Source organism: Mycolicibacterium pallens, assembly GCF_019456675.1.
GTDB lineage: Bacteria > Actinomycetota > Actinomycetes > Mycobacteriales > Mycobacteriaceae > Mycobacterium > Mycobacterium crocinum.
In genome coordinates this window covers 506,913-530,754 of sequence record NZ_CP080333.1, presented here as the reverse complement: position 1 = coordinate 530,754, position 23,842 = coordinate 506,913, and the positions used below count along the sequence as shown (strand labels likewise).

Below are 23,842 nucleotides of genomic sequence, written 5' to 3'. Positions count from 1 at the left end.
ACTCCCCTTGGTCCTCGCTCAAAAGTGACCCGACCGCTTGATAGCTTGCGCCATCCGGTGCCGGGCCGCGAGCCCTAGCTCCCTCACGCCCCCGGCAGGGCTCGCACTTTGACGTCGGGCGTGCCCAGCACGCCGGCCAGCCAGGGCAGCGCCGCCGCGAAGCCGTTGCCCGCGGGGCTGAAGTGGTGCCCGCCCGGATAGCCCACCACCGAGCATTCGATGTTGTGGCCGGACAGCAGCGCGCACAGCTTGTTGGCATTGGGCGCATGGGTTTCGGAGAAGTTGTCCCACCCGGCCAGCGCATCGTCCGACGGCGGCGTGGTGCTGGCCTTACGGTGCACGGTCGGGGTGTCCTCGGCGACGCCGAGCCACGCCGACAGGTTGTCGTACGGCCCGTGCCGGGTGATCACCGTCTTGGGGTCGAACGCCGCCCAGGCGTCTTGGTCACCGCCGAAAAGCCGTGCGACGGTCTGCTCCTGGGTTCCCGCGTTCGGGCCGAGAGTGCCGTCGAGCCAGACGAACGCGCGGAACATGTCGGGATTGCGGACCGCGGTGAGCAGCGCGCAGGCACCACCCGACGACCAGCCGAGCAGCCCCCAACCGTCCTGCTTCGGACTCACACCGAACCGCGAGATCGTATACGGCACAACCTCTTTGGTCAGGTGCATGGCGGCGTTACCGCGCGTGCCGTCGACGCACTCGGTGTCGTTGTTGAACCGGCCCGCGATGTCCGGGAACACGAACACCGGCGCATTGCCGTGATGCAATGCCGCGAAGTTATCCAGGCTCTGCAGTGCGCTGGTGGACACCAGCCAGTCGTCGGGGTGGCCGAACTCGCCGCCCAGCACGATCACCGCGGGCAACGGCGGTGGCGGGTTACTGGCGAACCAGGCCGGTGGCAGGTACACCAACTCGGTCCGGTGCACGAAACCCGAGACATCGGACGGTGTCATCACGCGCACCACGGTGCCGCGGGTCGGGACCTCGCCCGTGGCGCGCAGCGCGGCGAGCTGACTCTCGTCGATCCACTGCGCCGGTTGCGTGCCGGTCGCGCGAAGCCAGGCCGCGCGCACCGTCGGCAGATATCCCGTGGCGGTGTTGACGGCGGCCAACGCACACACCACCGCCATCAGCACGGACAGCACCGACATTAGCCGTCGCCACCAGGCACTGCCGCTCCAGCCGGCGATCACGATCGTGACGGCGAAACCGATCATGCCGGTCCAGAACACCGTGCCGACCGAGACGGGTTCGGCCGACCAGCCCTGGTTCCTGACGTAGAGCGTCACGGCCGCGGTGAGGGCCACTCCGACCAGGACCGCGAGTAGCAGCGAGCGCAGCAGCCAGCGCCGCGACCGCCCCCGGCCGATCGCCACCACGATCGCGATGACCGCCAATAGCTGCAGGGTCAGCGGTATCAGCCCACTGATCAGCGACAGGTTCATCAGGGCCGACCCGCACAATCGTTGGGCGCCGGTTTCCCGGCGAACCGGTCCGCGATCCAGGCCAGCTGGGCCTCGGATGCCGGCTGGGCCTGCGGCTCCTTCTGAATGGTGATGGTGTCACCGAACTTGCACGCCGCGTCGAGCGCCCGGTCGGTCCACGCGGCAGGGGTGAGCGGATCGGCGTCGCCGTAGAGCACCATCATCGGGGCTTGCGCGGGGGCCTGTGGCAGGGTGATCTTCTTCAGGAAGCCGCGCAGCGTGGCAAGCGCGTCCTCGGATGCGGGCCGCAGATCGGCGGCCGGGATCTGCGCGGCGACCTGCTGGGCGCTGGGTGCGGGCTGGCAGCCGAGCAGCGCATCCCACTGCTGAGTCGCCGCACCGCGCCGGAAATCATCGAGTTTGACCACGTCGGGATACTCCCCGTGCAGGCCGGCCAGTAGGCGGGAGAGCTCAACCTTCTGGTCATCGGTCAGGATGCCGTCCCACGCGGCATCGGCAAGGCCGTCGACGTCGGCCATCGGCGAGATACTCACCGAGCCAACGATTTTAAAGTTGTCCTCGCTGTAGTTGATGGCCAGTTCGTTGGCCGCCCAGGCGCCCTGACCGCCCTCGCCGGCGCCGACGGCCACCCATTGCGCCGACGTTTGCGGCACCGCCTCGTGGGTCGCGCGTGCCGCGTCGATCATGTTGTATCCGGCGGTCGCCGAGTCCAGATACGGATGGTTCTTGTCACTCGGGGTCGGGTCGGCGGATAGCGGGCCCAGGCCTTGGAGGTCCGGCACCGCGACGACATAGCCGGTACGCAGCAGGGCCTCGACGGCCGGTGCCAGACCGTCGAGCGTCGCCGACTGCGATGGAGCGCACCCGGGACTGAGTCCGGTGATGTGGTGGCCCAGCACCACGATGGGGAAACCGCCTTGCGGCGCAGCACCTTTGGGTACGAAGACTGATGCGGTGGGACGTGACTCCCAGTCGTTGATACCCGATCGCGAGACGTGCGTGACGACGTTCATCGATGCGGCGGCGTCGCGCAGGGAGTCGACGACGTTCGTCAGCGGAACCGAACCGAGGACCCGCGATGTTGTCTGTTTGGCCTCGGGGGCCGGGTGGGATCCACAGGCGCTCAGAACCAGCACGGCAGCAGAGACCAACGCCAACCCCCGCCGCGTCATCAGACTCCCTCGTCTCGTGTGACACCCGATCGTAACGGCGCTCGTCTCGTGTGACACCCGATCGTAACGGCGCCGCATGCCATCTCGGCCGCATCGGCGGACGCGAGTTTTTTTGACGAGATCGTCAGACTTGTCACAGGTTGGGCGAACCGCCAGACACCACCGGCACCTCAAGCTACTTATAGACGAATGGGTGCAGGGGCGTTTGTCGGTCGAATTGGTGGGCTTGCGGTAGCACTGGGAATCGGGGTGGCCGTCGTTTCCGGCGCCGGGCAGGCCTCGGCCGCGCCGTCGGGCCCCTCGGATTCGTCGTCGACGAGCGCTGCCGGGTCAACGCAGTCGACGCAACACAGCGGAGTTGCCAAGAGCGCTCGGAAGGTCAGCACCGGCTCCGGCTCGGCTGCGAACAGCAAGGCCACCTCGAAGGCGACCGTTCAGTCGGTGACAACCCCGCGCGCGACGGCGACCGCAACGGCAACGCGCACCGTGACCGACGATCCTGCGGCGCCTGTCGATTCCCCGGTGACGCTGGTGCTCGCGGCCGCATCCCGCCGAGAGACCCAGGCCGCCATCTCGCCTCAGCGCCCGCTGGCCGCGGCGACGAACACCGTAACCACAGCGGACGTGCCGGCCGTTCCCACGTCGGTCGTCGCCATCACCCAGATCGCGCCGCTGGCTTTCTTGCAGCACATCCCGGTGATCGGGCCGGTCCTGTTCACCCCGATCGTGGCGTTCATCCACCAGATTCCAGTGGTTGGCGACATCCTTCATCCGCTGTTCGGGTATCCGGTGCAGCCGGGCACATCGCCCAACGCCGCGCGGCCCCGCGACGTCAAGGTCGTGTCGTTCGACGGCACCCAGATTTATGTCCACTTCATGCCGGCCACCGGACTCCAGGAGGGCACCCAGGCGCCGACGATCTTCTACGGCCCGGGATTGGGCATGCCCGGCCAGACGAGCATCTACGGAACCCCGCTGGACGGCGTCCTCACCAACGCCCTCGGCATGCCCAGCATCCTCGCGCTGCGCAACGCCGGCTACAACGTCGTGACGTGGGACCCACGCGGCGAATACTTCTCGGGCGGCCAGCTGCAGATCGACTCGCCGGACTACGAGGCACGGGACGTGTCGGCGATCATCAGTTGGGTCGCCACCCAGCCGGAGGTCAAGCTCGACGGTGATCCGACCAACCTCGATCCCCGCATGGGCATGGTCGGCGCATCGTATGGCGGCGGCATCCAATTGGTAACGGCCGCAACCGATCACCGGGTCGACGCGATCGTGCCGACGATCGCATGGAACAGCCTGACCAGCTCGCTCTACAAGGCTCAGTCGTTCAAGAGTGGTTGGGGCACGCTGCTGTCGGCCGTCCTGGTCCTCACACTGGCCCGCACGAATCCGGCGATCATTCCGGCCACCATCTACGGCGATCTGACCGGACATTTGACACCGGCGGATGTGGCTCTGCTGGAGCAACGCGGACCAGGCCTCCCGACAGATCTGCTCAGCCAGATCACCGCGCCCACCCTGCTGATCGAGGGCACCGTCGACACCCTGTTCACCCTGGCCGAGGCCGACGCCAACGCACAGGTGCTGATGAACAACGTTGACACCAAGGTGATCTGGTTCTGCGGCGGGCACGGCGTGTGCACGAACGATCTGTTCAACACCGGCGGCGTGCTGGTTCAACAGCGCACCCTCGAGTGGCTCGACCGCTACGTCATGGGTGATGCCTCAGTGGCCACCGGCCCGCAGTTCGAGTGGGTCGATCAACACGGTCAGCACCTTTCGTCGGCGTCCTATGACCTCACGGCAAGCGACCCCGTCGTGCTGTCCAGCGCAGGCACCCGGACGCTGCCGCTGGTGCCGTTCCTGGGTGCCGGCGGGCTGCTCGGAGTGCTGCCCATCGGGTCGTCCCGGGCGATCGACGCGTTGAACTACTCGACCCCGGCCGTCACCACGACGACGTACGTCGTCGGTGCTCCTCACCTGACCTTCACCTATACGGGCACCGGTTCGGGCGATCATCTCTACGCCCAGCTCGTCGACAGCTCGACCGGCCAGGTGCTGGGCAACCAGGTCACTCCGATCGCGGTGACGCTGGACGGAACTCAGCGCATCGCCGACGTCGACCTCGAGATGGTGGCCCAGACGCTGAAGCCCGGCCAGAAGGTCACGCTTCAGGTGTTCGGGTCGTCGGCCTCGTACCGCGCGGTCGGGGCGCTCGGCTCGGTCACCGTCTCGAACGTCGAGCTGTCGCTGCCGACGGTGGACCCGTCGACCGTCACGGTCAACGCGGCCTAGCTGTCGCTGGTCGCCGGTATCTCCTTGCCCGGCAAGCGTTTCAGCGCTCGCGCAAGCGCCAGCTGCGCGAGGGCGAAGATGCCGAGCGCGGCGCCCACGATCCCGAACGACCCGTACGCGGTGGCTCCCGCGGTGAACGCCCCGCCGACCAGGCTGTCCACCCCGACCGAGGCCGCCGTGCGGCCGAACTCCGAGGCGGCGGTCACGCCGCCCGCGTGTTCCAGCGGTGTCAGCTCCTGCCGCCAGCGCGTGAGGACCAACCGGGCGCAGACGTTGGTGACCCCGAACAGGAACACCGCACCCACCATGATCCAGAGGTTCACCGGCAGCCAGCCCACGGCAAGCAGCACGGTCCCGCCGACACCGGCGAACATCCAGCCGCGCCCGGAGCCGCGGCGCTGAGTGACCGTGTACAGCAGTGCCCCCGCCACCCCGCCGAGGGCGAAGGCCGATCCGACGTGGCCTGCCATGTGCGGTTGGTGCAGCAGTCCCTTGGCGAAGAATGCGCTCAGATCTTTGCGTAATTCGTAGAGGTGGAACAACATCAGACCGACGACCACCATCAGCAGGTACCGGTGCTTGAGGATGTACTTGACGCCCGCCCACGCCCCGCCGTGGGTGTGGTTGCGGTCTTCGACCGGGATGGCCGGTCGCTCAGGAATCACTAGGTAGCACGCCGCCGAGAGCGCGAAGCCGACCGGAATGACGATGTGCGACACGATTTCTGCCGACCACATCATCAATCCGCTGAGCATGAGCGGTCCCACGACAGCACCGATCTCGAAGGCCAACTCATAGCGGGAGTTGATCCTGTCCAGCAGCTGCGGCCGATGCCCGGCAAGTTCAAGCGGAATCGTGTGCACGGAGGTGTCGACATACCCGCGGATCAGCGCTTCCGCGCTGTAACACACCATGACCCAGGTCAGATTGGCCAATCCCATGGCCATCGCGGCGGGTATGCCCGCCAGGACCACGCCGCGCAGGAGCGTGGCGGCGACCAATACCCGGCGAGCCCCGAAGCGCTCGGTCGGCCAGCCGCCAAGATAGGTACCCACCATGTGCAGTGCGGTGCCGAATGCCGAGAAGAACGCGGCGCTGCCCAGCGACCCGGACAGGTCGGCAACCAGAAGCGGCTGCGCCAAATGCACGGCGCTGTTGGCGATCTGGGTGAGCAGGACGCCACTGAGCAGTCCGCCCAGACGCGCCGAATCAGTCTCCCTGGTCGCCAGGTTCACATCAGTGCTTCGGCATGTGGTCGAACGCACCGTGGCCGACGTAGACCGCCGCGGCCAGCAGGAGCACGGCGACAATCCAGCGACCGTGCACCTTCATGATGCGCTCGTAGCCTTCCTTGATGCGGTCGGCGGCACCCGGGCGAACCATCTCGATGACCGTCGGCGTCAGCGCGGGAACGACGGCTATCACCGCGAAAACCACTGCGCCGAGCGCACGTTCGGGACGGTCGCCGATCTGCAGGATCTGATGGCCGGCCGCGATCGCGATCGGGAAGACCTTGGGGTGCAGACCACAGACCGCGAAGCCGGCCATGGCGGCGCGGGTGATCCGTTGACGGGCAGGCAGATCCGCCTTCGGGTCCAGACCGGGGAAACGCTGGGTGAGCCGGGTGCGCAGCTTGCCGGGTTGGTGCTGCGGCTTGGACACGTCTGTGATCGGTTTGTGCCGCAATGCGCCGAGCGCCCGGCGGGCGCCGATGGCCAGCAGCGCGGCCGCGATGACGATCCGGACCATGAAGGCGGGCCACGAGGCGTGATCCCCTCCAGACGCGGGTGTCCCCGTCAGCGCAGCGATGCCGACACCGATGCCGGTGGCGAAGGCGATACCCGCGACGGCGCCTCCGGAGAACGCCAGCGTCGCCTGTCGGGGCACCTTCTTGTCGCTGGCGACGACCAACCCCAGAACCAGTGTCTCCGGGCTGAACAGCAGCGCGAGCGCGAGCGTCGCGATGACCGCAAGATGCGTGCTCACGGGCACATCCACGCCGACATGGCGGCAGGTTACCGCGCTCAGCGCCCGAGCGCGCCGCCTTGCGACAGTTGTCGCGCGACCTCGCCGTACCGCTCGAAACGCTCGGGATCCCCCAGCGCGTTGTAGAGCACGACGCGGCTCGCGGTGTCACCGTATTTGTCGGCCAACGCCGCCGCCAGTCCATCCCACGTCGATTCGGTGGCGAAGGTGGCAATGTGATCGTCGGTGATCTGGGCTGCCATCCCGTTGACGTCGCCGGCCTTCTGCTTTTCCCGGATGCGGGCCGTGGTGCCGTCGAAGCCGGCCTCGTCCCAGATGAACGCGTAGTTGGGCGTGCTGCCGTAGAAGCTCATCGAGAACCGCACGCGCTCCCGCTCGGCCGCACGTTCTTCATCGGTGTCACCGACGATGGTCATCACCGGCACGATCAGCGCGATGTCCGACGGCAAGCGCCCCGACTTCATCGCTCCCTCAGCAACTTTCGGTACCACGTGCCGGGCGATATAGCCGGGTTCGCCGATCGGATGGACGTGCACGCCGTCGGCCACCTCGCCGGCCATCCGCAGCATCCAGGGGTTCACTGCGGCGATATCGACCTTCGGATCGGGCGCATCGATGGGTCCGGCGCTCCACTGCGGGGTGATGAAGTCCAGGTTGTAGAACTCGCCATGATGGTCGAGGGTCCCGGTACGGAAGGCGGCGAAGCATGCCTTGACGGCCAGCACATAGTCGCGCAGGCGCGGGCCCGGACGTTCGAACGCCGTGCCGTAGCGCCGCACGACGTGGGTGCGGACCTGGGTGCCCAGCCCGAGCCGGAAGCGTCCGCCCGTGCCCTCTTGGAGTTCCCAGGCGGTGGCGGCGGTGATGAACGGGCTGCGCGGGAACGCAACGGCGACACCGGTCGACAACTCCAACCCCGGTGCGGCCTGGGAGGCCACCGCGGCGTTGAGGTACGGGGTGCGGCCGGTCTCGGTGAACAACATTCCGGAGAAGCCGGCGGCCTGAGTGCGCGCAGCGAGGCTGCCGATGTCTCCCAGGGGCAGCGCGGTGGTCATGACGTCGACGTCCACGATCGGAGGTTACGCCCGAGAGCAGCCGGGAACGACACCCGGTAGGCCATACTCGCTCGATGGGCACCTACGTCGTCACCGGGTCCGCGTCGGGCATGGGTCGAGCCGTCGTCGACCGGCTGCGAGCCAACGGGCACTCCGTGATCGGGGTGGACATCCAGTCCGCCGATGTGATCGCCGACCTCTCGACGCCGGCTGGTCGACGGGCCGCCGCCGACTCCGTACTCAGCGCGTGCGGCGGGCGCCTGGACGGTGCGGTGCTGGCGGCTGGGCTCGGCCCGACCCCGGGCAAGGACCAGCCGGCCCGGATCATCCAGGTCAACTACTTCGGCGTGATCGAACTGCTGCGGGCCTGGCGGCCCGCACTGGCGGCCGCCGACCGCGCCAAAGTTGTTGTGTTCTCCAGCAATTCGACCACGACGATTCCGGCGATACCTGGCCGCGCCATTCGGGCCATGCTGGACGGTGACGGCGAGAAGGCCGTGCGGACCCTGCGGATCTTCGGCCGTGCCGCAGCATCGATGGCCTACGGCGCCTCGAAGATCGCGGTGAGCCGCTGGGTTCGCCGTAATGCGGTGACCCGCGAGTGGGCCGGCGCCGGAATCCGGCTCAACGCCATCGCCCCGGGCGCCATCCTGACCCCGTTGCTGGAGAAGCAATTGGCCACCCCCGCCGAGGCCAAGACAATTCACGCGTTCCCGGTACCGATCGGTGGCTTCGGTGACGCCGGCCAGCTGGCCGATTGGGTGGTCTTCATGCTGTCGGATGCCGCGGACTTCCTGTGCGGCAGCGTTCTTTTCGTCGACGGTGGGTCCGATGCCTACTTCCGCGCCGATGACTGGCCGGGGTCGTTGCCGGTTCGGCGGTTGGCACCCTATCTGTGGAAGTTCAAGCGCTTCAAGCGCTTCACTTAATAGGTGCGCTCCCTACGGGCGCATGGCGTATGCGCCGTCATACGCCTTGACCTGTCCCCACACCCGGTCGAAGCGATCCGCGTCGGTCACCGGCTTGCGGACAGCCGAAAGCGCCCAGTCCTGTTGCGCTGGAGTCGAACTCGCCTTGCCATGTAGCGCCACCGCATAGGCTGAGAAGTCGCGCACCTGCACGTCGAAGATCTGGTCCACCAGGTCCGGGTCGATGCCACGCAACTGGGCCTGCTCCAGAATCAGCTGGCCGTAAACCACGAGGGTGAACAGGTGACCGACCACGAGCATGAAGTCGAGGTCGCGCTGCTGCTCCGCGTCGGGCGCGGCGGTCAGCACCAGCTGCTGCAGCGCCCGCGCCTGCTCGAGGAAACGCGCGACATTCGGTATCGAAGAGGCTTTTTCGTACACCGGCGCCCAGTCGGCGAACTGAACCTTGGACGCGCCGCGGGCCGGACCCTGCGCCCAGAAGAAGGTATCGTCGGCGGGATCGTCGCGGGTGCCGATCTCGGGATACTCCGCCGGGTTGAGCAGATAGTTCGGCATGAATTTGAGGATCTGAGCGACGTTGACGTGCACCGTGCCCTCGAGGCGCGGCAGCGCCCCGATCAGCCGGGTGACCTGGGTGAAGTAGGTGTCGCGTTCGAAACCCTTGGCGGCCATGATGTCCCACAACAGGGTCACCACCTTCTCGCCCTCCGACGTCACCTTCGCCTTGGTCGCCGGGTTGAACAGCAGATACCGGCGGTCCTCGAGACTGGCGCTGCGGAAGTAGTCGACGGCGCGGTCGCTGAACAGTTTCATGGCGGCCAGCCGGGCATAGGCGTCGACTAGCCCGGCCCGCACGTGCGGGAAGTCGGTGACCGGATTGCCGTACAGGATGCGGTTGTTGGCGTGGGTGATCGCCTCATAGAACGCGTGCTCACACATTCCGATCGAGGCCGTGCACAGGTTGAACTTCCCGACGTTCACGGTGTTCAGCGCGACCGAGAACGCGTCGGGTCCCGTGCACAGGATGTCTTCTTCGCGGACCGGATAGTCGTGCAGCGCGAAGGTACTGACGTACATCTGCCCGCGCACGACGTTGCCGATCAGCTCGTAGGCCGGATGTGAGCTGTCCGCGACGAACCACACATACCCGTCGGGACCCTCGACGTCGGACCGACGGGAGAACACCGACACCATGCCGGCCACGTTGCCGTTGCCGATGTAGTACTTCTCGCCGTTGGCGCGGAAGGCCAGGCCTTCGTCGTCGGCGGGAGTGAGGATCATGTCGGTGTCGTAGATGTCGGCGCCGTGCTCGCGCTCGGACAGGGCGAACGCCATCACTCCGCCGGCCTCGAGCTGCGCGGCGGCCCGTTCCTTGGCTTTGATGTTGTCGCTCTGCCAGATTGGGCCCAGCCCGAGGATCGTGACCTGTTCGGCATACCAGTACGCCAGCCCGTAGAAACCGAGGATCTCGCTGAGCGCCGCGTTGCGGGAGGTGTCCCAGCGCTTGTTGTCATCCCCGAGGCCGAACTCCGAGGGGGTCAGGAACGTCGCGAAGATGCGTTCCTTCCCGACGAACTCCAGGAAGTCCGCCACCCACGTCGCGTCGTGATCGTCCTGGAGCAGGCGCGCCTTGCCGCGCTCCTCGAACCAGCCGATCAGCGCGGCGAGCTGGCGCCGTGTCTCGGGATCGAATTGTCGGGGGTCATAGGTGTTCGGGTTGAACAACAGGCCGCCGGTGCCGGTCATGGGCGCACCCTTTCGTCGGTGCGTCGAATCTAACGCCATCGCGGGCGGCGAGTCCGAGGGTTCCTCAGGCTCGCGCGCCCCCGGCCCGCGAGTCACTTCAGTCACATCCGTCACTGTTTGCGTACCCTGACAGTCGACGGCAGGAGTTCGGTGTGCGGATATCCAACGGCATGAGGGCCGCAGTGGCGGTGGTGTGGCTGGTCGCGGCAGGCGCGGCCGCTGCCGGGTGCAGCAGCACCACCGACGGTGCGGCCCGGTGTCCCGGCTGCGGACCGGGCGGCGAGCCGAGCTTCCCCACCAGCAAGCCGACCGTGTCCACGCCGACGACCACGAACAGCCCGACGCTGTCGCCCGCGATACCCACCCCGGGCGGTCAGACACTGCCGCCGAGTGACACCGGCTACGTCTACATCGAAACCAAGTCGGGTCAGACCCGATGCCAGATCAATGCCCGGGCGGTCGGCTGCGAATCAAACTTCACCAATCCACCCGTCGTCAACGGCGAACCCGCCAACGGCGTCGAGGTGACCGCCAGCGGCAGCCTGCGCTGGATCGCCGGCAATCTCGGTGACATCCCGACCACGACGCTCGACTACGCGACCTATCACGCGGTCGGCTGGACCATCGAAGCCGGCAGCGACGGCACCCGCTTCACCAACGACGGCACCGGTCACGGAATGCTCGTCGGGACCCAGGGGGCCGAGGTTTTCTAAGCTGGGCGCTATGGACTTCCGCGTCTTCGTCGAACCCCAGCAAGGTGCCAGCTACGCCGATCAGCTCGCGGTGGCGCAGGCCGCCGAATCCCTCGGCTACTCAGCGTTTTTCCGCTCCGACCATTATGTGGCGATGAGTGGCGAGGGGCTTCCCGGGCCCACCGATTCCTGGGTCACGTTGGCCGGCATCGCCCGCGAGACCAGCACGATCCGGCTCGGCACGCTGGTCACCTCCGCGACCTTCCGCCATCCCGGGCCGCTGGCGATCTCGGTCGCGCAGGTCGACGCGATGAGCTCCGGCCGAGTTGACCTCGGCATCGGCGCCGGCTGGTTCGAGAAGGAACACCTCGCGTACGCGATCCCCTTCCCGCCGCTGGGCGAGCGATTCGAGCGGCTGCACGAACAGCTCGACATCATTACCGGCCTGTGGACTACACCCGCCGGCCAGACTTTCGACTACAACGGCACCCACTACACGGTCAAGGACTCTCCCGCCCTGCCGAAGCCGGCACAGGATCCCCATCCGCCGATCATCATCGGCGGCAACGGCCCCAAGCGGACACCGGCGCTGGTCGCCCGGTTCGCCTCCGAATACAACCTCGCCTTCCCGGCTCTGGACTTCGTCGAACCCCAGTACGCCCGGGTGCGTGCCGCGCTGGCCGACGCCGGCCGGTCACCAGACGACCTCGTGTACTCCGCGGCGTTCGTGGTCTGCGCCGGACGCGACGACGCCGAGATCGCCCGCCGCGCGGACGCGATTTCCCGCGAGGTCGACGAACTGCGCACCAACACGCCGCTGGTCGGCACGCCCGGCGAAATCGTCGATCGGTTGGGGCCGTTCATCGAAGCCGGAGTGCAGCGGGTGTACCTCCAACTGCTGGATATGTCGGATCTCGACCACGTGGAACTGTTCGCCACCGAGGTGGTCCGGCAACTCGCGTGATTGCCGAACGCTGCAACGTCCCTGGCGGGACGTTTAGCATCAATAGCCGTGGCGAAGCACGACCCGGCTGGGGATGTCGACGAGGCATCGCCCGTCCCGTTCGGTGATCCGTTCGGGCCGTATCCGGAGCAGCCATATCCGGGCTCGGCCCACGCGGAGGACACCCCGGCGAGCGACGACGTCGACCCGCCGACGGATCCGGCCCTGCCGGTGCTCACCGCCGACGAGGGCTTCGACCCGTTCGCCCCGGACGCCTTCTGGTTTCCCGAACGGCCCTGGTACCGCAAGAAGCAGGCGACGCTGGCGATCGGCGCGATCGGCGCGGGTGTGGTCGCGATCCTGGTCGCGGCGGTCCTGCTGGTGGCGCTGGACTCCGATGACTCCGGGCATTCCAAGACCACTCCGTCGGCGACCACCACGAGCGCACCGACCACCACCGCGCTGACCAGTTCACCGCCGCCGGAACTGCCGCCGCCTCCGCCGCCCCCGCCGGAGAGTCCGCCGCCGGCCCCGCCGCAGGGCACCTGGTATCCGCGCTACCCCCAGCAGAATGACGGCGGGCGGCCGAACGTCACCACTCCGCAGACCCGGCCGCCGCAGATCAGCGTCCGTCCCACCCACCGCCCGGCCTTCCCCAATCAACCGGGCAGCGGCTGACCGTTAGAATCTGAACCCGTGGCGCGTGACGGTTCCCCCGACGACCCGAACAACTACTCCGACAGTGACCCGACGCAGTACGCAAACTACGGCGGCACCGGCGGCGAGGCCTACAGCGATTACCAGCAATCTGGTTACGGTGCGCCGACCGGCTACGGCGACTATCCCCCGCCGCCCGAGCCGACCCCGTGGTACCGCAAGCCTGCGGCGCTGGTCGGTCTCGGGGTACTGACCGCTCTCGTCCTGGCTCTGCTGATCTACGCGATCGTCCAGTTCACCAGCAGCAGCGGCTCCAGCCCGACGACCACCACGACGACGTCCCCGACAACGTCGACCACGGCCGCGACGTCGGCGACGGAAGCTCCGGCGCCGGGCGTTACCCAGACGGTGACCGAATCGCCGACGGCCACCGAGACCCCCGCGACGACGACGGAGACGCCGACCACGACGACGACCACCGAGCCGCCGTCGACGAGCACCAGCACGAGTACAAGCACCAGTACGACGGTGTCCACGTCGGTGAGCACGGTGACGCAGACGGTGACCACGACGCAGCGCGTGCTGCCGACGATCCCCGGCTTCCCGCGGCCGGGCGGCGGCTAAGCCCCGGCGGCGTACATCGCGACCAGCGCCTCGGCGCTGCGCACTGCGGCGCGACAGGCCCTGGTGGTGAACGGGTCGTTGAGTGGATGTTCGGCACGGCGGCGCCAGCGTTGCGCCGTGGCGAACGCGGCGCGCGGTCCGTCGTCGAGCGTTTCCGGAGTCAACCCCAGCCGGCTCGCGGCGTCGGTCCCCGACCCGCCGATGACCCGCCGCAGCGACGCCATCTCGTCTTCGGTCAAAGTCGTTGGCCGCGAACGCAATTGACTGAGTAGGCGCAGTTCCTCGAAGGCGTGGGTGTCGGCCAGCAGCGGGTCGATGTCGGCGATGATGTACGGCGTCGCGGTGATCGGGTGCATCTCGACGAATCGCCGCAGCGAGACCAGCGCGGTGTGCGCCTTGAGCAGTTCGGATCGCTGCGCGAACTGCTGGTCGATCACATCGCGCAGCGCGGTCAGCCCGCTGCGTTCGAGCAGTTCGTCGGCCAGGGTGACGGAATCGGTTGCGGCCCCGGCCCGCAAGACGGCGATCGAGATCCGCAGGCCGAACATGCCGAACCTGTCCAGCAGCTGCGCGCGGGTCTGCGCGTCGACCGGCAGTGCACTGTCCTCGCGGACGAAGCGGTCCACCGACAGCATCGCCTTGTTCAATTCGCTCGCGTCGACGGCGGCGAGTTTCTCCAGCGCGGCGAACTCGCTCTGCCGCAGAGTCCGGGCCGTCAGCGCCAGCAGCCCGGAGACGGGAACCACTGCCTGGCAGATGCCGGTCCGGTCCAGTTCACCGGTGAACCGCTGCGCGACATCCTTGGCCGACATCATCGCGTCGAGGCGCCCTGCGCCGATCTCGTCGGCGCGGGACGCCACCCCGATGACGCCAAGCGCCCCCGATGATCCGCCGACCAACTCGCCGATCTGCTTGAGCAGCGCGATGTCCGCGGCGTTCAGTGTGCGCAGCAGGAACACCACCGCGTCGACCCGCGGCACACCGTCCTCGGGGACCAGCAGGCGTAGGGTCCGCTCGGACACGTCGCGCGACAGCGACGACGTGCCGGGCGTGTCGATGATCGTCGCGTCGATCAACTCGGCGGCCGGCCACTCCACGTCCAAGTCCACGATGTCATTGGCGTCGAGCCGGCCGAAGTCGAAGGTCAGGCCGCCATCACGAGCGATCGGCACATTGGAGCGCCGCCCGCCGACATGATTGGCGGTGACCTTCGGGATCGGGCCGTGCCGGAACCACGTCACGATGCGGGTCGCCTCGGTGGCGTCGGTGGGCGCGATGTTCTCGCCGACCAGCGCGTTGACCAGAGTGGACTTACCGGCCTTCAGCGTGCCCGCCAGCGCGATGCGGATCGGCTGGTTGAGCCGACCGGCGATGCGGTCGAGCTCGTTGAACACATCGGGCCGCTCGCGGTACGCCGGTTCACCCTGGTATGCGCGACGGGTGCCGCCCAGGATGGCGCGAACCTGATCGCTGGTGCTCATCGAACGACGAGTCTACGGTCCGACAGCGCGGGCACATCACGGCTAGGATCAGCCGCCATGCCCCAGCACAAGGCTCCGTGGTACCGCTCGGCGGCTGCCACCTCCGCCGCGGGGCTGCTCGGGCTGGCGGTGGTCGCGATTCTGGTCTACGCAGTGGTGACGATGTCGAGCAAGTGGAGTAGGACCGACACCGAGACCGTGTTGCCGCCCGGAACGCACCTGCCGGATGCGCCGCATGTCGCAAAGACCACGTCGGGCTCGACCAGCACGTCCTATCCGAGTGTGCGGTTGTCGACCACCGATATCGGACTGCCCGCGGAGAGCACGACGAGCAGCACGACAGCCTCGAGCACCGAGACGACGTCGGAGGTCCCGCCGTCGGAGCGGGTCGCCCCGACCTTCCCCGGCACCTTCCCGACCCGCGTCACCCACCCGCCGGGAACCCGGTCAGGTCCGCGGCTCAACGAGACTCGGTCGTCCTCGCCCTAGAAAGGGTTGCGGGAACCAGCTTTTCGGCGTTGTCGATGACCTGGCTGAGGATGTTGGCCTGACGCTCGAGCTCACGGATGCGGTTGTTGCGGTCGGTCTCCTCCATCCGCGCTGCGGCGATGGTGGACTGCAGAGATTCGTTGAGCGAGCGGGTGGTCTGGTTGGCGATATCGCGGTAGTGGTCGCGGAGCTGGCGTTGAACGTTCTTGAGCCGGTCGCGGGATTCCTTGGACACCACGAACAACACGTCGTCGACGAAGCGGCGCAGATTGGTCTTGGCCTCGTTGCGGACCCGCATCATGCGGTTCTCCATGTCCTCCTTGTAGGCCTTGCGGCCGAGGAGCAGACCCGCGCCCAACGACAGCGGGTTGAACATGCCCAGCCCGGCCACCGAGGTGAGCATGCCGAACATCAGCACACCACCATAGGAACCGCGCATGCTGGTGATCACCTTGTGGCCCTTGCCAATCGGCTTGGACTCCAGGCGAGCCAACGATTTGAGCCGGCCCAGCCCGGCATTCATCTCGGCCGCGCTCACCTCCGGCATCTTGATCGCGTCCAGGCCGGCTTCGACGAAGGTCCGCGCGACGTCTTCGGCCAGCGCCTCGGCGCGCTGATAGGCCCAGACGAAGTTGTCACCGACGGCGTTGGCTACCGAATCTTCCACCTCTGCACCGATTTCCGCCCAGTGTTGGGTGGGGTCGCAATCGTCGATGACACCTTCGATATGCTGGGTGATGGCCCGGAAGCGGGCTCGCAGATCGTGCTCGACGTCGGCGGTCAGGTCGGCGATGCCGTCATTGAGGACCTGTTGCCACAGCGCGGTCTGCTGTAGAGCGTCCTGGGCCTCCTGTTTACGACGCTCGAGGTCCTCGGTGAGCCGGCGGGCCTGGTCCGGGTCGCTCAGCGCGGACAGTTCGGAGTTCACGGCGAGGTTGAGATGCTCTGCCGCCGAGCGTATTTCGGTGACCACATGGTCACGCACCGCATCGTTCTCCCGGGAGAGCACCTTCTCCGACAGCCAGGCGACGAGCGCCGGGAAGTTCGACTCCTCGTTGAGTTCCTTGTCGTTGAGCTGGATCGCGTGGCTGCGCAGCAGCGACGACACCGGGATGAATGGCAGCTGCAGTCCGGCACGCTGCAGGTGCGCGGTATTGGTGGAGACGATCTCGCGCCAGAAGGGGTAGAGGTCGGTTTTGGTGGCGACGATCGCGCCGACCGGGCAGATCTCGTGGGCCTGGCGGATGAACCGCATCTCGGGCTCGGTGAACTCCTGGCTGGTGTCGCTGATCATCAGCATCGCGTCGGCATCGGGCAGCAGACCCAGGGTCGACGACAGGTGCGGCTGGCCATGGCCGCCGACGCCGGGTGTGTCGATGAACGCCAACCCGCCCTGCAGCAGCGGACTGGGTGCACCGACCTCCACCCGCAGTACCTCCCTGCCCTGCGCTTGAGGCGCGCGGCGTAGGTCGTGGCGGATGTCGTCGATCGGGATGTCGATGCTCTGCGGCGGAACGCCCTCGCCCACCGACACGATCAACGTCGCGGAGGGCTGTTCGGCGTAACTGATGACGGTCACCAGCGCCGTGGTCTCGTCGTCGCCGACGCGGGCCACCGGCATGTTGAGCAGTGAGTTGAGCAGCTGGCTCTTGCCCTGCTTGAGCTGGCCGGCGATGACCACCCGGATCTGCGGATCGGTGATCCGTTCCTTGGCGACGGCCAGCCGTGCAACCAGGTCGCCCCGGTCGTTGAGGTCGGCGATCGCGCTGGTGTGATCGATCAGCTCGACGATCACCTGCACCCGGCGCGGGTCCTGCTGCGGTTGCGTCACGTGTCCTCCCAGTGGTCCACCGTATGCGCAGACGAGCGGCGGGGACCTCCAGACATCCTGGAGATCCCCGCCGTCGTCGGATTGCTAGAAACCGAGCAGGTGGTTGCCGGACGCCAGCGCCATGTCGTGGCTGTTGTCCAGGTGGCTGTTCACCAGCGTGGTGTCGTGGCCGCCGTCGTACAGCGCGTGGCTGGACGAGTCGTGCGTCGATGTGTCGACGACCGAGTGCACCGAGTTGTCGGAATGGTCGGTCACCGTCGTGGTGGTGTGGGTCTGCGTCTGGGTGTTGACCGGCGAGCTGGCCGTGTTCCCACTGTTGGTCGACGGGTGGCTGTCGATGATCGTGATGCCGCCACCGCCGGCGTTGCCACCGGAGGCATGCCCGCCGCCGAGGCCGATCAGGCTGCCGCCCGCCGAGGCTCCGCCGCCGTTGCCACCGCTGGCGTCGACGTCGTGCAACACCGGGCCGCTGTTGTCCGAGATCACGGTGCTGCCGCCAGTGGCGGTGGTGCCGTTATCGGAGACGTGGCTGTGGCCGATCGCGACGTTGGAGCCGGTGCCGGCCACCACGTGACCGTTGTTGACGTCGTTGCCGTTGCCGAGGACGGCGCCGTCACCGCTGACGATGTCGCCCTTGTTCTGGCCGTCGACCACCACGCCGCCATTGGTGGCGGTGTTCGTGGTCTTGTTGCCGAAGGTGATGTCACCGAAGCCGAGGTTGAACCCGCCCTGCTGGGCGTTGCCGCCGGCGTTCTGGTCCGGGCTCAGCAGCGAGGTGTCGTTGTGGCTGGCCAGATCGGTCTGCGGGGCGAAGGTCGGCGATGGCGCGTACACGGGCTGGTAGGCCGGCGCGAATCCGTAGTTGTTGGCCACCGCGCGCTGCAGGCCGACGATCGGGTCGCCGCCGCCGAGCACCAGGCCCGGTACGGCGGTGGCCGCCAGCGTCGAGACCTGGGCTGCCGACACACCGGCGAATCCGGCGTCGCGCATGGTCTGCTCCGGCGCGGCGACGAACGCACGTGCGGCGTCCTCGTTGCGGAACAGGTCGAGGATCCAGTCGAGGAGAGTGAGCATTGTCGGGCCTTTCGTGTGTCCGCCGGTGTCTCCGGCGATCTGGAGACCACGTTATGGACGCCGACGAGCGGCGAAAACGGGGCCGAAACCCCTCGTCACCGAGCCGCCGCTAGGGCCGACCGGGGGTAGGCCCATAGGGGATTAGGGGGTCCCTAGGGAAGGCCCCGGAAACGACAAATCCCCACGTCACGGTGGACGTGGGGATTTGCCGGGGGATCAGAACAGGTCGAAACCGGGGTGGTCGACCGACGTGTGGTTGTCGTCCACGTGGCCGTGGTCCCACGTGGTGTGGTCGGCCCAGTCGGCGACGGTGTCGGGCGTGACGCCGTGGTCGGCGAGCGTGTCGGTGACCTGTGCAGCGGTCCCCGGAAGGTCCAGCGTGCCGGGGTCGACACCGAGATCGGAGACCAGCGCCGGGGCCTGGTCCGCATGCTGTGAGACCTCGGTGATCACCGAGTGGACGTCGGGCGCCGAGGCCGGGGTGGGCAGGTGGTCGAAGGCGTCGAATGCCGCCGTCGCCGCACCGCTCGCCCACACGTTGCCGTCGCCGGCACCGGCTCCAGGGCCGAAACCGCCTCCCGCGACCGGACCCGACAGCGAGTCGGCCACCATGGGAATCAAGTTGTTGACGTCGGCACTGGTCACGTCGGTCAGATGAGCGTCGGCGATCGCGCCGGCCGGGTCCGCGGCGTAGCGTGCGGCGGCGTCGGGATCTCGCACGAGCGACATCACGAAGTCGAGCAACGAATTTGCCATGGAAACGCCTTCTCTCCTGCCGCCGATAGTCACAGCGGAATCCCAGCTGCTGCCAAGAATGCTATCGGCGGATGGGGGCGCCGTGATCGGTGTCGAAGCCACTCGAACCGCAGCACCATTAGGGGGTGCGGCCTTAGGGGTTCGGAAGGCATTAGGGGATATGGTGTTGACGGCTGCCGACCAGGCGGCGAAGGGATGTGCGAAGTGAGCGAATCGCTGGGGTTGTCGATCGGTGCGACCAACCTGGCGGCGGCGCGCCCGGGCCGCCAGCCGGTGACCCGCCGGTCGGTCCTGACGTTGTGGGACAACCGGCCCGCCGAGGTCGGCGTGCCCTCCCAAAACCCTGAACTCACGAGCCCGAATCTCACCGAGGCCGGTCAGGTGTTCCGCGGCTTCGTCGAGCGGGTGGGCGATCCGGTGCCGCTGGTGGCCGCCGACGGCTCGCCGCACCGCGGCGAGGATCTGATCGCCGACGCGCTGGAGGCGATGGCCCGCACGGTCGACGACGGATCGCCGCCGTCGAATCTGGTCGTCGCGGTCCCGGCGTACTGGGGTGCCGGCGCGGTCGGCGCCTTGCGCGGTGCACTGCGCACCCGTCCGGCCCTGTCGCCCAACGGTATTCCGCCGATGCTGATTTCGGATGCGACTGCCGCGCTGGCCGCTCTTCAGGCCGATCCGGGTCTGCCCGCCCACGGCGTGATCGCGCTGTGCGACTTCGGCGGCAGCGGAGCGAACATCACGCTGGCCGACGCCGGCGCGAACCTGCAGCCGATCGGTGAGACGGTGCGCTTCACCGACCTGTCCGGCGACCAACTCGACCAGGCGTTGCTGACCCAGGTGCTGGCCGGTGTCCGCGACGAGGCGAATCTCGACCCCGCCAGCACCAACGCCGTCGGCCCGTTGACCCGGCTGCGCGACGAGTGCCGGCAGGCCAAGGAGCGACTGTCTTCCGAGACCGCGACCGTGGTGCCGGTCGAATTGCCCGGCTTCCGCTCCGATGTCCGGGTCACTCGCCCGGAGCTGGAAGCGCTGCTCGCCGAACCGCTTGCGGGCTTCTTGGATGCGCTCGGAGATGTGCTGGAGCGCAACAGGATTCCGGCGGTCAACCTGGCCGCGGTCGCCACCGTCGGTGGCGGGGCGGCGATACCGATTCTGACGCAACGACTTTCCGAGGAACTGCGCGTTCCGGTGATCACCACGCCGCTGCCGGGGCTCAACGCCGCGATCGGTTCGGCGGTGATCGCCGCGCGCGGCGGCGCCCCGGATGCGCCGACGGGTATGGCGGTGGCCGCCGCCGACGCGCCCACCGGGCTCGCGCCGGCCGCATGGGCGGCCGGGGCAGCGGGTGCGGCCGCCACCGAATCGGCGACCGACGGTTCGCCGTCGGCGACGTTCCGCGCGCTGGCGTGGTCGCAGGACGATGCGCCCGGCGCGGAGCCCGTGCCGTATTCGGGCGAGGACTACACCTTCGATTACGCCCAGCAGGCGGGTGCCACCGGCATGCGCCCGATGGTCGAGTTCGAGCCGCAGGACTCCGAGACCGAGCTGGTTGCCGCGCCGGTGCCGTGGTACCGGCGCCCGCCGCTGCTGTTCGGCATCGCCGCCGCCCTCGCGGCGGTGGCGGTCGGTGGCCTGGCGATCACCCTCACCAGTGCGGACAGCACGCCGACGACCACGACCACCCGGGTCACCAAACCGGGCGACCCCACCGAGGCTCCGGCCACGAGTGTCATTCCGCCCCAAACGGTTACGATCACCGGCTCGGACGGGGTGCCCACCGAGTCGACGATCCCGGCGACCACCACCGTCATCCCGACGACCACAACCACCGCACCCACCACAACCACCACCACGACCACGCCGTCGACAACAACGACGACCACAACCACCACCACGACGACGACCACCACAACGACGACCCCGCCGACCACGACCACGACCACGCAGCCACCGACCACCACCACGCAGCCACCGACGACAACTCAACCGCCGACGACGACGCAGGCCCCGCCGACAACCACCGTCAAGCCCGTCACCACCACCGTCGCTCCCCCGACCACGCGCGAGATCATCACCGGCGTGACGTCGCCTACGTCGGGCTAGCCGACAGTGCCCGATTCGGTTGCGGTGCAGCATCTTTCGCCGAAGGCCAGCGAGGCGCTCAGTGCGCTGGCAGCAGGGCCGGTCAAGCTACTGGTGACCGGAGGCGTCGGCACGGGGAAGAGCACGCTGCTCGTCGCGGTCCGCGACGCCCTGCGCGACGCCGGCTCTGCGGTGCTGACGCGCGCACCGGCGGACAGCGATCCCGCGGACGCCGCCGTGGTGGTCGACGACGCACATCTGCTGACCAGCGCCGAGATGCAGCGCCTGACCGAGTTCGCCACCGAACCGTCGTCGACGGTCGTGGTGGCGGCCCAGCCGCGCGACCACGACGAGAACCTGCAGGCGCTGATGACGGCGATCGACCGGCAGCGGCCTCGAATCTCGTTGGGCCCGCTGACGTCGGCCGAGATATCGAGGCTGATGACCGATCCGTCCGGTCATCCCCCCCGCACCGAACTGGTGACGAACATCCTCGTCGCGACGGCCGGCATCCCGTTTCTCGTCGAGGCCGTACTGGCCTCGCCCCGCCCGTACTCGGCGCCTGCGATCGCACAGGCCGCGCTGTTCGCCCTCATCGATCGACTGCGCCGGCTCGCCGAATCGGAACTCGACGCCCTGCTCATCGCCTCCCTGAGCCGCGATCTCGGGGCCGCCGATCTGGCTGCGGCGCTGGATGTTCCGGCTGACGAGGCCAGGTTGTTGATCGACCGCGCGCGGGCCACCGGACTGGTCGAGCCTGCGCACAGCCCGCACTTCCTACGCGCGGTGCACCGTGCGGTGGCCCAGATCCTGGGCAACGCACGCCATCACGACGTCGAGACCGCGCTGCTGCGCTCGCAGATCGCGATGTCGACACTGTCTCCCGACCTCGCGCTGCGGCTGGCCGAGCACGGCGTCCGGGACGAACAGCTGGCCGAGGTTCTGCGACGGCAAGCCGGTCCAGGACGCGCCGACCCGGCGCTGTACCGGGCTGCGGTCGACGCCGGCGCGGTCGAACTGCGCGCGCAGCTGGCCGATGCGTTGGCGCTGGCCGGGGAATCCTCCGCCGCGGCAAGCGAAGCCGACGCTCTTCTGGCCTCCGACGATCCCGCCGAGCGAGCGGCGGCGGTCCGGGTGGCGGCCAGCGTCGCCATGCTCAACGGCAATTCCGCGCAGGCCGCCGAATTGTTCGGCTGGCTCGGGCCGTATCCCGACGCGGCGGTGAGCGCCGCGGCGGCGATCGTGCTGACCGCGACAGGTGATGCCGCCGCAGCCGAACGCGCGCTGGCCGTGACCAGCTCAGGGCCGCCGACCGCAGCATCCCGCGCCGCGCGCACCCTGGCCGAGGGATTGCTGGCGACGTTGCACGGTCCCTGTCCGGCGGCCGCCACCAAACTCGGGGCGGCCATGGCTGCGGAGTATTCGGCGGCCCAAGTGTTGCCGGACAGTCCGGCGGCACTGGTCACGCTGGCCGCACTGCACGGCGGTGATCCGGTCCGCGCGCGCAGCGTGATCTCCCGAGCGGTTCGCGCCGACCGGGACAGCGAGGACTCGCTGTATGGGCACCGGCATCGCCTGCTGCTGGGCTGGACCAAAATGCAGGACGGCCAGTTCGCGGCGGCTGCCGGTGACATCGCCGGGATCGACGGCACCCATCGGCGTGACGCGTTGTGGACGGCGGGCTTGCGCACCGCGCTGGCACGCCGCGGCGGGGACGCCGGCGCATTGCAGAAGCACTGGTACGCCGCGATGGAGGTGTTGGTCGAGTATTCGGTCGACCTGTTCTCGCTGCTGCCGCTGGGCGAGCTGTGGGTGGCGTCGGCCCGGATCGGCCAGCAGGACCGGTTGGCGCCCGCGCTCGAGCAGGCGTTCGGTCTGCTGGACGCGCTGGGCAATCCCCCCACATGGTCGGTTCCACTGCTCTGGGCCGGGGTGCACGCCGGGATCCTGGCCAACGATCCCGCCGCGGTCGCTCCGCACGGCCAGGCCCTCACCGCCGCGGCCGCGCAGAGCCCGTTCGCGAAGGCGCTGGCACTGGCCGGTCGGACGTGGCTGCGAGTGCTCGCCGGGCAGGTCGACGGCGACGAGGTCGGCGCGGCCGCCCGCGGACTGGCCCAGTTCGGGCTCACCGCGGACGCCACCCGGCTGGCCGGGCAAGCTGCGCTGCAGACCTCCGACCCCAAGGTGTCGGGGTTGATGCTGCAGGTGGCCCGCGACCTGAAGCTCTCGGTCGGCGACAGTGGCACCGCCGACGGGCAGCCGTCGGCGCCGGAGGTGTCCGGGCCGGCGTCGACCGGTGCCCGGCAGATGCCCTCACCGCTGTCGGACCGTGAGCGGGAGGTGGCCGAGCTGCTGTTGCTGGGTATGCCGTACCGCGATATCGGCGCGCAGTTGTTCATCTCGGCGAAGACGGTCGAGCACCACGTCGCCAGGATTCGTCGCCGGCTGGGTGCGGAGTCTCGCTCGGAAATGCTGTCGATGCTGCGCGCGATTGTGTCGCCGCAGAGCTGAGACCCCACCCACACTCCTGCCTAGTTAGGGCAGCCTTTGTAGCGACGCTAATCAGCGAGATGCAA

General features: G+C 68.4%; 19 protein-coding genes. 9 read left to right on the top strand and 10 right to left on the bottom strand.

Annotated elements, in window-relative coordinates; genetic code table 11:
* Positions 1–83 precede the first annotated feature (83 nt).
* Together K0O64_RS02395 and K0O64_RS02390 are read right to left on the bottom strand one after the other, a co-directional pair.
* Complete coding sequence (locus K0O64_RS02395) at positions 84–1,445, bottom strand: alpha/beta hydrolase (protein WP_220046000.1); 1,362 nt, start codon at positions 1,443–1,445, stop codon at positions 84–86.
* Positions 1,445–2,617, bottom strand: a complete 1,173-nt coding sequence (locus K0O64_RS02390; RefSeq protein ID WP_220045999.1) for a lipase family protein — start codon at positions 2,615–2,617, stop codon at positions 1,445–1,447. Before K0O64_RS02390 ends, K0O64_RS02395 begins: the two co-directional genes overlap by 1 nt.
* Positions 2,618–2,866: 249 nt before the next feature.
* Here K0O64_RS02390 and K0O64_RS02385 point away from each other — a divergent pair, with 249 nt between their 5' ends.
* Complete coding sequence (locus K0O64_RS02385) at positions 2,867–4,921, top strand: CocE/NonD family hydrolase (protein ID WP_344790629.1); 2,055 nt, start codon at positions 2,867–2,869, stop codon at positions 4,919–4,921.
* On the opposite strand, the gene K0O64_RS02380 is transcribed toward K0O64_RS02385, so the two are convergent.
* From K0O64_RS02380 to K0O64_RS02370, 3 genes are read right to left on the bottom strand one after another with little or no spacing between them, the layout of a single operon-like run.
* A complete protein-coding gene (locus K0O64_RS02380; protein ID WP_220045997.1) occupies positions 4,918–6,156 on the bottom strand; it encodes an MFS transporter in 1,239 nt (412 codons plus the stop codon). The two genes, K0O64_RS02385 and K0O64_RS02380, sit on opposite strands and share 4 nt — an antisense overlap.
* A gap of 1 nt (position 6,157) precedes the next feature.
* Complete coding sequence (locus K0O64_RS02375; protein ID WP_220045996.1) at positions 6,158–6,907, bottom strand: GAP family protein; 750 nt, start codon at positions 6,905–6,907, stop codon at positions 6,158–6,160.
* Positions 6,908–6,945: 38 nt separating this feature from the next.
* Complete coding sequence (locus K0O64_RS02370) at positions 6,946–7,977, bottom strand: TIGR03617 family F420-dependent LLM class oxidoreductase (protein WP_220045995.1); 1,032 nt, start codon at positions 7,975–7,977, stop codon at positions 6,946–6,948.
* Positions 7,978–8,036: 59 nt separating this feature from the next.
* On the opposite strand from K0O64_RS02370, the gene K0O64_RS02365 reads away from it, so the two are divergent.
* A complete protein-coding gene (locus K0O64_RS02365; protein WP_220045994.1) occupies positions 8,037–8,891 on the top strand; it encodes an SDR family oxidoreductase in 855 nt (284 codons plus the stop codon).
* 12 nt (positions 8,892–8,903) lie between these two features.
* Here K0O64_RS02365 and K0O64_RS02360 read toward each other — a convergent pair whose 3' ends face one another.
* Complete coding sequence (locus K0O64_RS02360; RefSeq protein ID WP_220045993.1) at positions 8,904–10,637, bottom strand: acyl-CoA dehydrogenase family protein; 1,734 nt, start codon at positions 10,635–10,637, stop codon at positions 8,904–8,906.
* A 170-nt stretch (positions 10,638–10,807) separates the two neighbouring features.
* On the opposite strand from K0O64_RS02360, the gene K0O64_RS02355 reads away from it, so the two are divergent.
* Genes K0O64_RS02355 through K0O64_RS02340 form a run of 4 tightly spaced genes read left to right on the top strand, consistent with a single transcriptional unit; the run spans position 10,808 to position 13,553 of the window.
* Entirely contained in the window at positions 10,808–11,350 is a 543-nt protein-coding gene (locus tag K0O64_RS02355) for a hypothetical protein (protein WP_220045992.1), read from the top strand.
* 10 nt (positions 11,351–11,360) lie between these two features.
* Complete coding sequence (locus tag K0O64_RS02350) at positions 11,361–12,293, top strand: LLM class F420-dependent oxidoreductase (protein WP_220045991.1); 933 nt, start codon at positions 11,361–11,363, stop codon at positions 12,291–12,293.
* 48 nt (positions 12,294–12,341) lie between these two features.
* Entirely contained in the window at positions 12,342–12,950 is a 609-nt protein-coding gene (locus tag K0O64_RS02345; protein ID WP_220045990.1) for a hypothetical protein, read from the top strand.
* An 18-nt stretch (positions 12,951–12,968) separates the two neighbouring features.
* Positions 12,969–13,553 (top strand): hypothetical protein, encoded by a 585-nt coding sequence (locus K0O64_RS02340; RefSeq protein ID WP_220045989.1) that lies wholly within the window; start codon positions 12,969–12,971, stop codon positions 13,551–13,553.
* Here the strand turns inward: K0O64_RS02340 and K0O64_RS02335 are convergent.
* Positions 13,550–15,034 (bottom strand): dynamin family protein, encoded by a 1,485-nt coding sequence (locus K0O64_RS02335; RefSeq protein ID WP_220045988.1) that lies wholly within the window; start codon positions 15,032–15,034, stop codon positions 13,550–13,552. The genes K0O64_RS02340 and K0O64_RS02335 overlap by 4 nt on opposite strands.
* Before the next feature lie 57 nt (positions 15,035–15,091).
* On the opposite strand from K0O64_RS02335, the gene K0O64_RS02330 reads away from it, so the two are divergent.
* A complete protein-coding gene (locus K0O64_RS02330; protein ID WP_220045987.1) occupies positions 15,092–15,523 on the top strand; it encodes a hypothetical protein in 432 nt (143 codons plus the stop codon).
* Here the strand turns inward: K0O64_RS02330 and K0O64_RS02325 are convergent.
* From K0O64_RS02325 to K0O64_RS02315, 3 genes are all read right to left on the bottom strand, one after another.
* Positions 15,495–17,354: a dynamin family protein gene (locus tag K0O64_RS02325; RefSeq protein WP_220045986.1), complete on the bottom strand. Its 1,860-nt coding sequence runs from the start codon at positions 17,352–17,354 to the stop codon at positions 15,495–15,497. The two genes, K0O64_RS02330 and K0O64_RS02325, sit on opposite strands and share 29 nt — an antisense overlap.
* Before the next feature lie 84 nt (positions 17,355–17,438).
* Positions 17,439–18,428, bottom strand: coding sequence for an IniB N-terminal domain-containing protein (locus K0O64_RS02320; protein WP_096309701.1), 990 nt, complete (start codon positions 18,426–18,428; stop codon positions 17,439–17,441).
* Between the two features lie 216 nt (positions 18,429–18,644).
* Positions 18,645–19,184: an Rv0340 family IniB-related protein gene (locus K0O64_RS02315; RefSeq protein WP_220045985.1), complete on the bottom strand. Its 540-nt coding sequence runs from the start codon at positions 19,182–19,184 to the stop codon at positions 18,645–18,647.
* Positions 19,185–19,388: 204 nt separating this feature from the next.
* On the opposite strand from K0O64_RS02315, the gene K0O64_RS02310 reads away from it, so the two are divergent.
* Entirely contained in the window at positions 19,389–21,287 is a 1,899-nt protein-coding gene (locus K0O64_RS02310) for an Hsp70 family protein (protein ID WP_220045984.1), read from the top strand.
* Positions 21,288–21,293: 6 nt separating this feature from the next.
* A complete protein-coding gene (gene iniR, locus K0O64_RS02305; RefSeq protein ID WP_220045983.1) occupies positions 21,294–23,777 on the top strand; it encodes an isoniazid response ATPase/transcriptional regulator IniR in 2,484 nt (827 codons plus the stop codon).
* The last annotated feature ends 65 nt before the right edge of the window (positions 23,778–23,842 follow it).